Annotated in this window: 17 protein-coding genes and 2 pseudogenes; 7 read left to right on the forward strand and 12 right to left on the reverse strand. The window is 56.7% G+C overall.

Annotation, left to right across the window (positions count from 1 at the left end; all coding sequences use genetic code 11):
• The first annotated feature begins 99 nt into the window (after nt 1-99).
• The 3 genes from LCU97_RS02855 (at nt 100) to LCU97_RS02865 (ending at nt 1,657) form a co-directional block, all read left to right on the forward strand.
• Nucleotides 100-831 (forward strand): DUF899 domain-containing protein, encoded by a 732-nt coding sequence (locus tag LCU97_RS02855; protein ID WP_232775489.1) that lies wholly within the window; start codon nt 100-102, stop codon nt 829-831.
• Between the two features lie 260 nt (nt 832-1,091).
• The gene (locus LCU97_RS02860; protein ID WP_232775490.1) at nt 1,092-1,364 is read left to right on the forward strand and encodes a hypothetical protein; all 273 of its coding nucleotides are present in this window, start codon (nt 1,092-1,094) and stop codon (nt 1,362-1,364) included.
• 101 nt (nt 1,365-1,465) lie between these two features.
• Entirely contained in the window at nt 1,466-1,657 is a 192-nt protein-coding gene (locus LCU97_RS02865; RefSeq protein WP_232775491.1) for a helix-turn-helix domain-containing transcriptional regulator, read from the forward strand.
• Between the two features lie 20 nt (nt 1,658-1,677).
• Here LCU97_RS02865 and LCU97_RS02870 read toward each other — a convergent pair whose 3' ends face one another.
• The 5 genes and pseudogenes from LCU97_RS02870 to LCU97_RS02890 form a co-directional block, all read right to left on the reverse strand.
• Nucleotides 1,678-1,965 (reverse strand): HigA family addiction module antitoxin, encoded by a 288-nt coding sequence (locus LCU97_RS02870; protein WP_232775492.1) that lies wholly within the window; start codon nt 1,963-1,965, stop codon nt 1,678-1,680.
• Complete coding sequence (locus LCU97_RS02875; RefSeq protein ID WP_232775574.1) at nt 1,965-2,045, reverse strand: type II toxin-antitoxin system RelE/ParE family toxin; 81 nt, start codon at nt 2,043-2,045, stop codon at nt 1,965-1,967. Before LCU97_RS02875 ends, LCU97_RS02870 begins: the two co-directional genes overlap by 1 nt.
• Before the next feature lie 112 nt (nt 2,046-2,157).
• Complete coding sequence (locus LCU97_RS02880) at nt 2,158-2,463, reverse strand: hypothetical protein (RefSeq protein WP_156315969.1); 306 nt, start codon at nt 2,461-2,463, stop codon at nt 2,158-2,160.
• Nucleotides 2,464-2,553: 90 nt separating this feature from the next.
• A pseudogene (locus tag LCU97_RS02885) lies at nt 2,554-2,984 on the reverse strand (transposase); the annotation flags it as partial.
• A 23-nt stretch (nt 2,985-3,007) separates the two neighbouring features.
• A complete protein-coding gene (locus tag LCU97_RS02890) occupies nt 3,008-3,709 on the reverse strand; it encodes a transposase (protein WP_232775493.1) in 702 nt (233 codons plus the stop codon).
• A gap of 43 nt (nt 3,710-3,752) precedes the next feature.
• On the opposite strand from LCU97_RS02890, the gene LCU97_RS02895 reads away from it, so the two are divergent.
• Nucleotides 3,753-3,959, forward strand: a complete 207-nt coding sequence (locus LCU97_RS02895) for a hypothetical protein (RefSeq protein ID WP_232775580.1) — start codon at nt 3,753-3,755, stop codon at nt 3,957-3,959.
• 43 nt (nt 3,960-4,002) lie between these two features.
• Here the strand turns inward: LCU97_RS02895 and LCU97_RS02900 are convergent, their stop codons facing one another.
• The 3 genes and pseudogenes from LCU97_RS02900 to LCU97_RS02910 form a co-directional block, all read right to left on the reverse strand.
• Nucleotides 4,003-4,260, reverse strand: a complete 258-nt coding sequence (locus LCU97_RS02900) for a BrnA antitoxin family protein (protein ID WP_232775494.1) — start codon at nt 4,258-4,260, stop codon at nt 4,003-4,005.
• Nucleotides 4,238-4,672, reverse strand: a pseudogene (locus LCU97_RS02905) (hypothetical protein); the annotation flags it as partial. The pseudogene LCU97_RS02905 and the gene LCU97_RS02900, both read right to left, overlap by 23 nt.
• 94 nt (nt 4,673-4,766) lie before the next feature.
• The gene (locus tag LCU97_RS02910) at nt 4,767-5,123 is read right to left on the reverse strand and encodes a hypothetical protein (RefSeq protein ID WP_232775495.1); all 357 of its coding nucleotides are present in this window, start codon (nt 5,121-5,123) and stop codon (nt 4,767-4,769) included.
• 994 nt (nt 5,124-6,117) lie between these two features.
• Between LCU97_RS02910 and LCU97_RS02915 the strand changes: the two genes are divergently transcribed.
• On the forward strand, nt 6,118-6,393 hold the full coding sequence (locus LCU97_RS02915; RefSeq protein WP_053155739.1) for a hypothetical protein: 276 nt from the start codon (nt 6,118-6,120) through the stop codon (nt 6,391-6,393).
• Nucleotides 6,394-6,460: 67 nt separating this feature from the next.
• Here LCU97_RS02915 and LCU97_RS02920 read toward each other — a convergent pair whose 3' ends face one another.
• Nucleotides 6,461-7,807 carry a DEAD/DEAH box helicase gene (locus LCU97_RS02920; protein ID WP_232775496.1) on the reverse strand — a complete coding sequence of 449 codons (1,347 nt, stop codon included), beginning with the start codon at nt 7,805-7,807 and terminating at the stop codon, nt 6,461-6,463.
• Between the two features lie 192 nt (nt 7,808-7,999).
• Here LCU97_RS02920 and LCU97_RS02925 point away from each other — a divergent pair, with 192 nt between their 5' ends.
• Nucleotides 8,000-9,298 (forward strand): mechanosensitive ion channel family protein, encoded by a 1,299-nt coding sequence (locus LCU97_RS02925; protein ID WP_232775497.1) that lies wholly within the window; start codon nt 8,000-8,002, stop codon nt 9,296-9,298.
• 125 nt (nt 9,299-9,423) lie between these two features.
• Here the strand turns inward: LCU97_RS02925 and LCU97_RS02930 are convergent, their stop codons facing one another.
• Nucleotides 9,424-10,068 (reverse strand): hydrolase, encoded by a 645-nt coding sequence (locus LCU97_RS02930; RefSeq protein ID WP_053155745.1) that lies wholly within the window; start codon nt 10,066-10,068, stop codon nt 9,424-9,426.
• A 158-nt stretch (nt 10,069-10,226) separates the two neighbouring features.
• Between LCU97_RS02930 and LCU97_RS02935 the strand changes: the two genes are divergently transcribed.
• Complete coding sequence (locus LCU97_RS02935; RefSeq protein WP_053155748.1) at nt 10,227-11,144, forward strand: LysR family transcriptional regulator; 918 nt, start codon at nt 10,227-10,229, stop codon at nt 11,142-11,144.
• Here the strand turns inward: LCU97_RS02935 and LCU97_RS02940 are convergent.
• Entirely contained in the window at nt 11,107-11,970 is an 864-nt protein-coding gene (locus LCU97_RS02940; protein ID WP_053155750.1) for a carboxylate/amino acid/amine transporter, read from the reverse strand. The two genes, LCU97_RS02935 and LCU97_RS02940, sit on opposite strands and share 38 nt — an antisense overlap.
• 302 nt (nt 11,971-12,272) lie before the next feature.
• A complete protein-coding gene (locus LCU97_RS02945; protein ID WP_053155752.1) occupies nt 12,273-12,872 on the reverse strand; it encodes an FMN-dependent NADH-azoreductase in 600 nt (199 codons plus the stop codon).
• Nucleotides 12,873-12,881 lie beyond the last annotated feature (9 nt).

Raw genomic sequence — 12,881 nt, forward strand, 5'->3', positions numbered from 1 at the left:
CCAGGCGGGTCATTTCACACGCCGACCAACGGTCTGTCGAATCCGACCAGGGTCAAACGACCATTTGCTGAAGCGCCTTTGCCTACAGGAGAAATCGCCATGAACGTAGAAAATCACCCCGTCGTCTCGCGCGAAGAATGGCTCGCCGGCCGCCGCGAACACCTGGCCCGCGAAAAAGCCTTCACCCGCGAACGAGACAAACTCAGCGCCGAACGCCGCGCCCTGCCCTGGGTGAAAATCGACAAACCCTACCGCTTCCAGGGCCCTCACGGCGAACTGAGCCTGGCCGACCTGTTCGGCGGCCGCAGCCAACTGATCGTCTATCACTTCATGTTCGGCCCCGGCTGGAAAGAAGGCTGCCAGGGCTGCTCCTTCCTGTCCGACCACATCGACGGCGCCAACCAGCACCTGGCCCATCACGACGTCGCGGTGGTCGCCGTTTCCCGCGCCCCGTTCGCCGAATTCCAACCGTTCAAACGCCGCATGGGCTGGGCCTTCGACTGGGTCTCTTCAAACGGCTGCGACTTCAACTACGACTTCGGTGTCAGCTTCAAAGCCGAAGACACCGCCGGAGGGAAAGCCACCTACAACTACGAAACAACCGACACCACCGAGGGCGAACTCCCAGGCCTGAGCGTCTTCTATCGCAATGAAGCCGGCGACATCTTCCACACCTACTCCACCTATGCCCGCGGCCTGGACATGCTGGTCGGTACCTACCACTACCTCGATCTAACGCCCAAGGGCCGCAACGAAGACGAGATCATGGATTGGGTGCGGCATCACGATAAGTATGATGAGGCCAAGCCCCATAGCTGCTGCCACAGTTGACGTGGACGCTGGTCGGGCGCAGCTCCCGTGGCGAGGGAGCTTGCTCCCGCTCGACTGCGCAGCAGGCGCCTACATTGCCTGCACCACCGCAATCACGAAACCTAGCGCAAGCAGGTCAAACGTCCTACTTGAAACTCGGAAAGCGGCGGCTTGTGGCTGAAGAACGGCACGGCCTATAGTCTCCCGTCGTCCAAAAAGGCGAACGGGTTTGGCGACCCGACTTACAGAGAGACTCATTAATTTTTCACGAGGCTCTGATCATGACTCGATACATGCCTATCACCGGCATAGACATTACCCCGGCCACCTTTCTCATCGACACCGAAGCCCCACTCGACGTCCTCTTCGAAACCGCCGACTACCGCATCCGCACAGTGACCCAACTGCTTGAAAATCTAGCGTTCCGCTCGGATATCAGCTCCGACACGTTGGTGCTTACCGATTTTTGCAAAATGGCGATGATATCGCTGCGCGATGGGTGTGATGTGATGGACGTGATTGGGAGGCGCTTGCGGGCGCAAGCGGCGGAGTAATGAAAAACGGGCGATTTTAGGTCGCCCGTTTCACGTTTCAATAAGCAAAGTTGCCATCGGAGGACGCGGTTGAACCTGCGTACCGTAGACACGGAAAGCACATGACAGAGACTTTCACAGAGTTCAACCCCGCCGAATACCTCAGCACACCTGAAGCCATTTCTGAATTCATTGCCGATGCCTTGGAAACCGGCAATGCTAGCTATATCGACAAAGCTATAGCGACGGTCGCATACGCCCAGGGAATGATCGAATTACCCAGCAAGACCAACCAACTTCGAAAACAGGAATAACTCATCCAACCCTTTGCTGATCATGCAAAAGCAAGCTTTCCTACCTGCTGCAAATCAACGTGCTGGCGAGCTACCCAAAGATCGTGAGCATCTTGCATAGCCAACCAGCTTTCTGGTGAGCGGCCCAGCGCGACCGACAGCCGCAGCGCCATTTCAGGTGAAACGCGGCTGGAACCCTTCAAAACACGACTGAGAGTTGAGGGCGCAACGCCAAGTTTTTCAGCCAATTCGCGACCACTGATACCGTTCGGCTCCAGGTAGACCTCAGTGATAAATTCACCAGGGTGGGGAGGGTTGTGCATGTTCATCAGTGGTAATCCTCATAGTCCAGAACATAAGCGTTCCCTTCACGAAACTCGAACGTCAACCGCCAGTTGCCGTTCACCATGATCGACCAGCGTCAGGAAAAAAGGGGACAGATTTATTTTCAACGCACGCCTTGAAAAATAAATCTGTCCCCTTTTTTCCTACCAGTACCTTTTACACCGACTAATTATCGGCTATGGGCAGTACTCCACCGTATAATCACTCTCTAGTTCTTGTTGTATCGATTTGGCCAGTTGCATCCCTTCGGCTATGTGCCGAAGCTCTGCCTCAGGCGTGGTAAAACCAGAATCTGGCGGGTAGTCACTGTTGAACGTCGCCTGATACTCACCGTCCCACTTACTGATTTTGGCCCTCAACTCTTGAGAAATCGGCAGATCTTCAATATCAATGTGCCCCATTCTATCCGGATCTGGGCAGAATATCGGCCCAGCCAAATACTCATTTGTTAGTCTTAACCTGATCATGGCAATGGCTTCCAAGAGCTGACCGGATTAGCTCGAACCACGAAGCCGTTTGAGCCAACCCCAACAGCAATATTTTGTTCAACACTAAGAGAAAAGGGGACAGATTTATTTTCCAGACCCAGCCCTCGCAGACCCAGCCCTCGGCCGCCCCGGCCCTCGCTGCTCTACCCGCACACCCGCAATCCGCTCGACCTCATCTACGAAACGGCTTGTACCCGTTAGTTGACCTCGCTGCAAAGCATCGCGGATCAATTGAATTTGATCAGTCGAATGGCCTGGCGCACAAACTCTTCATACCGAAGCCGCCGCTCCATCGAGGTATCACCCAAGGCCATGAAGCATGGATCAGCATCTAACCAGCCCCCACCAGACTCATCATCTACCCGGCTTCGATAGCTCGACCATGCATAGTCTGCGACGTTGGCGACCATGCGAACGCGCACAGGATTCAATTCAATGTAACGACTACAAGCGAGCAAATATGAATCCGACTGTACCACGCTGGATTTGTAACGGCTTTCCCACAAGGTGCCTGTAATGCATAGAAAAGGGGACAGATTTATTTTCCAGACCCAGCCCTGGGCCGCCCCTGCCCTCGCTGCTCTACCCGCACACCCGCAATCCGCTCGACCTCATCTACGAAACGGCTTGTACCCGTTAGTTGACCTCGCTGCAAAGCATCGCGGATTAATCGAAGCTGATCAGTCGGAATGGCCTGGCGCACAAACTCTTCATACCGAAGCCGCCGCTCCATCGAGGTATCACCCAAGGCCATGAAGCATGGATCAGCATCTAACCAGCCCCCACCAGACTCATTATCTACCCGGCTTCGATAGCTCGACCATGCATAGTCTGCAACATCGGCGACCATGCGAGCCCGTACAGGATTCAATTCAATGTAACGACTACAAGCGAGCAAATATGAATCCGACTGTACCACGCTGGATTTGTAACGGCTTTCCCACAAGGTGCCTGAACGCCCTTCCAATCGATTTCGATAGCGCGTCGCACGAGCAGCCAATGCTTTCATTAACTGCCCCAGCCCAACAGTCGACTCCCCTGGAGCTAGCAGCAAATGGACATGATTCGTCATCAGGCAATAGGCGTAGACCTTTACCCCGAACGCATCCTTTAGCTCGCGCAGATCAGAGAGATAGCGCTGATAGTCCTCTGCCGCTGCAAACACCACCTGCCGGTTATGGCCGCGTTGTACTACGTGATGTGGGTAATTCGGTAAAACAATACGTCCCATCCTGGGCATATTGGGTTCCTCCATCCTTGGAAGCTTTCAGCGTAGCAGAGGGTTGAAAAATAAATCTGTCCCCTTTTTTCCCGACTACCGCATCCGCACCGTGACCCAGGTACTGGAAAACATTGCCTTTCGTTCGGATATCGACTCGGAGACGGTGGTGCTGACCGACTTCTGCAAAATGCTGACGATAGCGCTACGTGATGGCTGTGATGTGATGGATGTGATTGGGAGGCGGTTGCGGGCACAGGCTGGGGAATAAATGGGACGGGCGGCCGCCGGTCGCCCATTTCAACGCCAGTTGTTCAGTGCCGGTGGCTCTGCTGAGCCTGCATGTACTGGCGCAGGAGCTGATTAATACGTGTCTGATAGCCTGTGCCCTGTCCCTTGAACCACTCAAGCACATCGGCGTCGAGGCGAATAGTCACGGCCTTCTTTACCGGCACATGCAACTCGGCCCGGCCAAAAAAATCCTTATCCAGTTCAGGAACATCGCTGGTATCGATGTCCTGGTCGTCCATATTGGCCAGGCGTCCCCAGTCAGTTTTCGATGCTTTCGACATAATATTTGGCCTCCTGTCCAAAAAGGGGACAGATATATTTTCCAGACCCAGCCCTCGGCCGCCCCTGCCCTCGCTGCTCTACCCGCACACCCGCAATCCGCTCGACCTCATCTACGAAACGGCTTGTACCCGTTAGTTGACCTCGCTGCAAAGCATCGCGGATTAATCGAAGCTGATCAGTCGGAATGGCCTGGCGCACAAACTCTTCATACCGAAGCCGCCGCTCCATCGAGGTATCACCCAAGGCCATAAAGCATGGATCAGCATCTAACCAGCCCCCACCAGACTCATTATCTACCCGGCTTCGATAGCTCGACCATGCATAGTCTGCGACGTTGGCGACCATGCGAGCGCGCACAGGATTCAATTCAATTTAACGACTACAAGCGAGAAAATATGAATCCGACTGTGAAAAATAAACCCGCCCCCTTTTTCCTTGGAAACTTTCAGCGTAGCAGAGGATGAAAAAATAAATCTGCCCCGTTTTTACTACATCTTTTCATTCTTTAAATTTTTAAACCACATAAAGCCACGTCATCCGAAACTCGAACTACACCATCAACGATAGACAAACCATCCTCGGACTCAAAAACGCTAAACCCACAACCCCCAAAATCAAAATACACACCAACACACCCATCTTCAACATTCACTACAACGTACTTATATACAGCAAGGAGCTGCTTATCAAAATACTTATTCAGCTCATCCGAATTCCGAATCGGGTAAGCGAAATCATCAGATATTTCATCTAACCCCAACAGCTTCGGTTCAGAGCCAACGGATAAAACCCTTAACACGCCCTCCCCGATATCTAATGAAACCCATCCCGCCCCTGAGAACCTAAAAAACAGAACCAGCACTTCACAAACCAGAGATCTCGATATAAAAAAAGATCGAAATCTAAACTCATACATCCTCTCACCAACAATCATCAATCTCAAACCTTAAGAGTAACGGAAAAACCAGGGCCAAGCTCATCCCTCAGCATCTTAACTAATCGCTCACCCTCCCGCTTAAAGTCGTCCTCTAACTCAGAACTCTTAAATCCGGAGTTTGGCGGATAATCGGAATCTAAAGTTCCATCATATACGACAGCCCAGTTCAGTATGCGATCCTGGAGCTCTTTGGAAATTGGAAGATCACAAGGAGACATATCCCCATACTCCCCTGGTGAAGTATTCCATATTGGATAACACTGATAATCAGCCATTAACTTAATACATTTCACTTAAGGCTTCCCCTTGGATTCGCACCAACTACAAAACCATTATCCCCTACAGTCACAGCTATTCGTTGCGTCTGCCCATTAATACTTAGCTCATAAATCGGGCGCCCTGCTCCCGAGCCTTGGTAACCCCACGAGTTTACCTTCTGAAACCCCTCTCATTACGACTTCGGGAATCTGAGCCTCAGAACCCCCATTTGAGCAAACTGAGCACCGTGCTCCTCAACGATATGTTGTAACCCAGCCTTTGAGTTCCCCGTCTCTAGAAATATCACCTTTCCACTAGAATCACGTGCCGTCGCAACGACATTTTCTGGAGTAAACTTCACGCCGTTCGCAGTTAGCTCATCCAGCAAGGATGTGTTCAGCGAACCTTTTCCCCCCCCAAGAACCAAGCTTCCCTGACGTCAATTAAATAGTGGGACGCCCAAGGTATAACCCCGACCGTTCATCGGGAATCAGCCCCCTCGGTCTTTCAGGTACGAAACGTCCCGCTTGAAGGCCGGAAGTTGCCTCTGAAGTCGACAGACATCTCGCCAGCCGCACCTCCCCCCTCGGACTAATGAACTTTCAACCCAACCCAAGCCTCAACCCATTACTGCCCAAATAAGGAATACGAGGCCCACACCATGAAAACCCTCATGAAGTTCACTCTCGCGGCCGCCCTGACCTGCGCCCTGCCCGCCTGGGCTACTTGCACGCCCGAGGAAGCGACCATCAAACGCGAACAATTGGCCGACAAGGTCGCCAAGCTCACCGAGCAGGATCCGGCCAAGGCCAAGGAAATGAACGACGAATTGCAGGCCATGGATCTGGGAACGTCCAGCAAGGATCTGCCGGACAAATGCCAGTTGATCGATAAGCGCCTGCAAGAGCTGGAAGCGGCGGAAAGGAAGGCTGGCTGAGCGCTCAATCACCCCCATAAAAAAACCGGACCCAGGGTCCGGTTTTTTTATGAAGCTTATCGCCGTGTCACTCAGCCGCCGGCGCCTGTGGCTTGCGGCGCTTGAGCGGGGCCATGCCGTCCTTGCTGACCAGGGCCGGGGCCTCGGTCTTAGGGCGGTTGGCGGTCTTGCGCTTGGTCGGGGCCTTGGCGGCGGATTTCTTCTTGTCGCCCTTGGCATCGACTTTTTTCTTCTTCGCGCCAACAGCCTTGCCCGAAGCCTTGACCTTTTTAGGTCCGCTGTAGGTGCCTTTGACTTCCTTGATGGTACGGCGCTCGAAGCTCTGCTTGAGGTAGCGCTCGATGCTCGACATCAGGTTCCAGTCGCCATGACAGATCAGCGAGATCGCTAGGCCATCATTGCCGGCACGGCCGGTACGGCCAATGCGGTGTACGTATTCATCGCCGCTGCGGGGCATGTCGAAGTTGATGACCATGTCCAGGCCTTCCACGTCCAGGCCACGGGCAGCGACGTCGGTGGCGACGAGGATCTTCACGCCGCCCTGCTTGAGACGATCGATGGCCAGCTTGCGATCCTTCTGGTCCTTCTCGCCGTGCAGCACGAACGCCTTGTATTCCTGGGCCACCAGACGGCCATAGATGCGGTCGGCCATGGCTCGGGTGTTGGTGAAGACGATGGCTTTTTCGTAGGTTTCGTTGGCCAGCAACCAGTTCACGATCTGTTCTTTATGCTGGTTGTGATCGGCGGTGATGATTTGCTGACGGGTGGAGGAGTTCAGTTGGCTGACCGCGTTGAGCTGCAGGTGCTCAGGGTTGTTCAGCACCTTGGCAACCATCTCCCGCAGGCCCGAGCCGCCGGTCGTGGCGGAAAACAGCATGGTCTGCTGACGCTGGCTGCACTCATCCACCAGACGCTGCACGTCTTCGGCAAAGCCCATGTCCAGCATGCGATCGGCTTCGTCCAGCACCAGCACTTCGACTTCCTTGAGGTCGAGGTTGCCGGCGTTCAGGTGCTCGATCATCCGCCCCGGCGTGCCGATCAGAATGTCCGGCACCTTGCGCAGCATGGCGGCCTGAACCTTGAAATCTTCGCCGCCGGTGATCAGACCGGACTTAATGAAGGTGAACTGGGAAAAGCGTTCCACTTCCTTCAACGTCTGCTGGGCCAGTTCACGGGTTGGCAGCAGGATCAGGGTCTTGATGCTGACGCGGATCTTGGCCGGGCCAATCAGGCGGTTGAGGATCGGCAGCACGAACGCGGCGGTCTTGCCGCTGCCGGTTTGCGCCGTCACCCGCAGGTCACGCCCTTGGAGCGCGAGCGGAATGGCCGCTGCCTGCACAGGCGTTGGCTCGACAAATTTAAGCTCGGCCACGGCTTTGAGCAGGCGTTCGTGCAGGGCGAATTCGGAAAACACGGGTGCTACCTCGAAGAAATGCAAAAAAACAGCTGCATAGGGTAACGGTTTCAAGCGCGAAGGCCGAGTTTCTTTGTGCAAACGGCGACAAATCTGCGTGTTTTTATCAACGAGTCCGCCATCAACGGTCACTTCACCGGGGTTAAATGCTCTAATTCGCTTCGTCACGCCCACAGAAGAACCGTTTCGCCCATGGATATCAAACAGCTCTGGCTCAACCTTCAAGACCTCTGGGGTGCCCTCGACCAGCATCCACTCCTGCATTCGGGCATCGCTCTGGCGCTGTTGCTGGTCATTGCGCTGGTCCTCGGACGCCTGGCGCGCTACTTGATCCTGCATGGCGCCAAGCTGCTCGGTCGCCAACCGGCCCTGCAGTGGGTCAACGACCTGCGCCAGAACAAAGTCTTTCATCGCCTGGCACAGACCACGCCCTCGTTGATCATCCAGTTCGGCCTGCACCTGGTGCCCGGCCTCAACAAGACCAGCCTGGTGTTTCTCGGCAATGTCGCCACCGCGTTCACCATTCTGTTCATGCTGTTGGCCATCAGCGCCTTGCTCAGCGCCCTGCTGGATGTTTATGCCCGCACCGAGCACGCGCGTACCCGTTCGATCAAGGGTTATGTACAGCTGACGAAGATGGTGCTGTATGTATTCGGCGCGATCATCATCGTCGCCACCCTGATCGATCGCTCGCCGCTGTTGCTGCTCTCGGGCCTGGGTGCGATGTCGGCGGTGATTCTGTTGGTGTACAAGGACACGCTCCTGTCGTTCGTTGCCAGCGTGCAACTGACCAGCAACGACATGCTGCGGGTCGGCGATTGGATCGAGATGCCCCAGGTCGGCGCCGACGGTGATGTGGTGGACATCACGTTGCACACGGTCAAGGTGCAGAACTTCGACAAGACCATCGTCTCGATTCCTACCTGGCGCCTGATGTCCGAATCGTTCAAGAACTGGCGCGGCATGCAGCAGTCCGGTGGGCGACGGATCAAGCGCAGCCTGTTCATCGACGCCAGCGGCGTGCGTTTTCTACTCGATGAGGAAGAGCAGCGCCTGACACAGGTACGCCTGCTGACCGACTACATCGGCCGCAAACAGGCCGAACTCAAGGCCTGGAACGAAGCCCAGGGCAACGTCGCGGCGATGTCGGCCAACCGTCGGCGGATGACCAACCTGGGTACGTTCCGGGCCTATGCCCTGGCGTACCTCAAGAGCCATCCCGAGATTCAGCCGAACATGACCTGCATGGTCCGGCAACTACAGACCACGGCCCACGGTATCCCGCTGGAAATCTACTGTTTCACCCGTACCACCGTGTGGGCCGACTACGAGCGAATCCAGGGGGATATCTTCGATTACCTGCTGGCGGTGATGCCCGAGTTCGGGTTGCATCTGTATCAGCAGCCGAGCGGCATGGATTTGCGTTCGGGGGTGTTGCCGGCGGTGTTGGGGGCAAGTCATATTCCCGAACCACAGAAAAAAGTCATCTGAAACCCACACACCCTTGTGGGAGCGAGCCTGCTCGCGATTGGCAACCCCAGTCGACACCGATGTCGTCTGACCGATTGCTATCGCGAGCAGACTCGCTCCCACAGGGGGTTGTGGCTACTGGCTAATTATTTGGCCTGACGCTGCGGGGCCTTGTGGACCATGGTGTAGGCGTAGTCCACGCCCATGCCGTAGGCGCCGCTGTGTTCCAGTACCAGTTGCATCACCGCCTCGTAAGTCTCTTTGTGCGCCCAGTCACGTTGGTATTCCAGCAGCACCTGCTGCCAGGTCACCGGCACCGCACCGGCTTGAATCATGCGCTGTACCGACATGTCGTGGGCTTCTTTGGTGGTGCCGCCAGAGGCGTCGGTGACGATGTACACCTCGTAGCCTTCAGCCAGGGCTTCCAGCGCCGGGAAAGTCAGGCAGACCTCGGTCCACAGCGCGGCGATGATCAGTTTCTTGCGACCGGTGGCTTTCACCGCGTCTACCAGAGCCTTGTCTTCCCAGGAGTTCATCGAGGTGCGCTCGATGGGTTTCTGGTCCGGGTGCACCGCCAGCAGTTCAGGCCAGATGTAGCCACTGAAGCTTTCGGTTTCCACCGAGGTGTAGATGGTCGGCACGTTGAAGATCTTTGCGGCTTTAGCCAAACCCACGGTGTTGTTCTTCAGCGTCTGGCGGTCGATCGATTGCACGCCGAAGGCCATTTGTGGCTGGTGGTCGATCAGGATCAGGGCGGAGTTGGTTGGGTTCAGCAGTTCGCGGTTAGACATGGTGTGTTCCTTTTTTAATGTCGAAATTTCAATGGTTTGGGTAAGTAGCGCTTGCCTTCGTCGGTGATGTCGTCGGCATGGGTGCTACTTTAGGGGCTCGCATTTAAAGGGACAATTACCTAAAATCGAGAATCATTGATTCTAAAAAAGGGACAATAATGGATCGCATCGAATGCATGCGCGCGTTCGTCGTCACGGTCGGCGAGAATGGCTTCGCCGCAGCCGCCCGGGCCATGGACGTGCCAAGGTCGAAAGTCAGCAAGCAGATCCAGGCGCTGGAAGAAGCGATCGGTGTGCAACTGCTGCAACGCACCACCCGCAGCCTGCACCTCACCGAAGCGGGTGCAGAGTATTTCGAAGCGGCAAGGGAAGTCCTGGCGGCACTGGATGAAGCCGAACAACGGGCACGGGACGGGATCGGTGAACTGCGCGGCGTGTTGCGGGTGAACGCACCCATGTCGTTCGGCCTGCGCCGGTTGGGCAAGCTGATTCCTCTGTTCCACGAGCGGCATCCGAACATCGAACTGCAAGTGGTGCTCAGCGACCAGCAGGTCGATCCGGTACGCGGCGGCTTCGACGTGACCATCCGCATCGCCAGCATGCCCGACTCGACCATGATCGCTCGCCAGCTCGCCCCGGCCCCGCGGATCATGGTCGCCGCCCCCGCCTATCTCGAGCGCGCAGGCGTCCCGCAGACACCCCAGGAGCTGCGCGCCCATCAGTGCCTCAACTACGGCTACCTGCAAAGTGGTGTGAGCCTGCAACTGTGCAATGGCAAGGAGACGCAACGGGTGACGGTCACAGGTCCCCTGCACGTCAACAACGGCGACCTGCTGGCCCAGGCCGCCGAGGCCGGCATGGGCATTGCGCTGCTGCCGGACTTCATCGTCGAAGACGCCCTGGCCGCCGGGCGTCTGGTGCCGGTGCTGTGCGAATGGCAGGCACCGGCGATCAGCATTAACGCGGTGTATTCGTCAGCCCGGCGCCTGCCGCAGAAGACCAGGGCGTTCATTGAGTTTCTGGTTGAACAACTGGCGACTAAGCCGTCCGCGGTCTGTGCAGGCCCAACCGACTGATCCACACCGCCGCCAGGATGACAGCGCCGCCGAGAAACAGCCGCCCCAGTTCTTCGTGCTGATTCCAGATCAGAAGGTTCAGCAACAGCCCCACCGGCACATGCAGGTTGTTCATCACCGCCAGCGTCCCGCCGGTGACCAGGCATGCACCTTTGTTCCACCAGTACAGCCCCAGCGCGGTGGAGACCAGGCCGAGGAACACCAGCACGCCCCATTGCAGCGGGGCCTCGGGCCAGAAGTTGGTCTTGCCGAACAGCAAAAAGGCCGGCAATGCCACCGCCAACGCGCCAAGGTAGAAATAGCCGAACCGTCGGTAGTGCGGCAGGTCGCTGGGGTGGCGCGCCACCAAGTGCTTGTACAGCACCTGCCCGGCCGCGTAGGTGAAATTGGCCAGTTGCAGCAACAGGAAGCCCATGAAGAAATCCGGATTGACCCGGTCGTAGCGAATCACTGCCGCACCGGCCACGGCCACCAGCGCGGCGACCAGCGCCCAGGGATTGAAACGGCGGTTCAGCGCGTCTTCGATCAAAGTAACGTGCAGCGGTGTGAGAATGGTGAAGAGCAGCACCTCGGGCACGGTCAGCACCCGGAAGCTCAGGTACAAGCACACGTAGGTCACGCCGAATTGCAACGCGCCGATCAGGAGCATGCCGCGCATGAACGACGGTTCCACCTGACGCCAACGCGTCAACGGGATGAACACCAGCCCCGCCAGCACCACCCGCACCAGCACCGCAAAGTAACTGTCGACATGCCCGGCCAGGTATTCACCGATCAAGCTGAAGGAAAATGCCTGGATCAAGGTCACAAAAAGTAGATAGCCCATACGCCCCTCGTTTCGAATGGCGGCGAAGATAGCGGTTTTGACCTGTGGGGGCGAGCCTGCTCGCGAAGGCGGTGGGTCAGTCAATCAGCTGATACTCCGCTTTCGCGAGCAAGCCCGCTCCCACAGGGGGCGGTATGTGTAAGTGGAATCACAGGCAAAAAAAAGCCCGATCTCGCTAAAGCGTTCGATCGGGCTACGGCACTCAGGAGCAATAAGTGCAAAGGGAGGTTCGATGCGCAAAACGGTTTGAAGGGAAGCGCCAGGTCAGTAGGCCACCTGACGATTACCCGAGGATTAACGGATCAAGCGACCTGGGACAGTTTGGCGTTAGCCTGATTCAAACCTTTCTCCTGGAAGTCGCCCCCCAGGTTCATGCCTTCGGCATGGATGAAGGTCACGTCGTGGATACCGATGAACGCCATGACCTGACGCAGGTAGGGTTCCTGGTGGTCAGAGCTGGCACCGGCGTGAATCCCGCCGCGGGCAGTCAGGACGAAGGCGCGTTTGCCGGTCAGCAAGCCTTGCGGGCCGGTTGGGGTGTACTTGAAGGTCACGCCGGCACGCAGCACGTGGTCGAGCCACGCTTTCAGGGTGCTGGGGATGGCGAAGTTGTACATCGGCGCGGCCATGACCAGGACATCGGCGGCCAGCAGCTCATCGGTCAACCGGTTGGAGCGCTCCAGCGACGCATTCTCGATGTCGTTGCGCTGCTCGACAGGCTTCATCCAGCCACCCAGCAGGTTGGCGTCCAGATGAGGCACCGGGTTGACGGCCAGGTCGCGGACGCTGATTTCATCGGCCGGATGGGCGGCTTTCCACTGGTTGATGAACGTCTGGGTCAGTTGGCGGGAAACAGAGTCTTGCTGGCGAGCACTGCTTTCGATGATCAGAACGCGGGACATGGGATGTAG

Source organism: Pseudomonas uvaldensis, assembly GCF_021271205.1.
Taxonomy (GTDB): Bacteria; Pseudomonadota; Gammaproteobacteria; order Pseudomonadales; family Pseudomonadaceae; genus Aquipseudomonas; species Aquipseudomonas uvaldensis.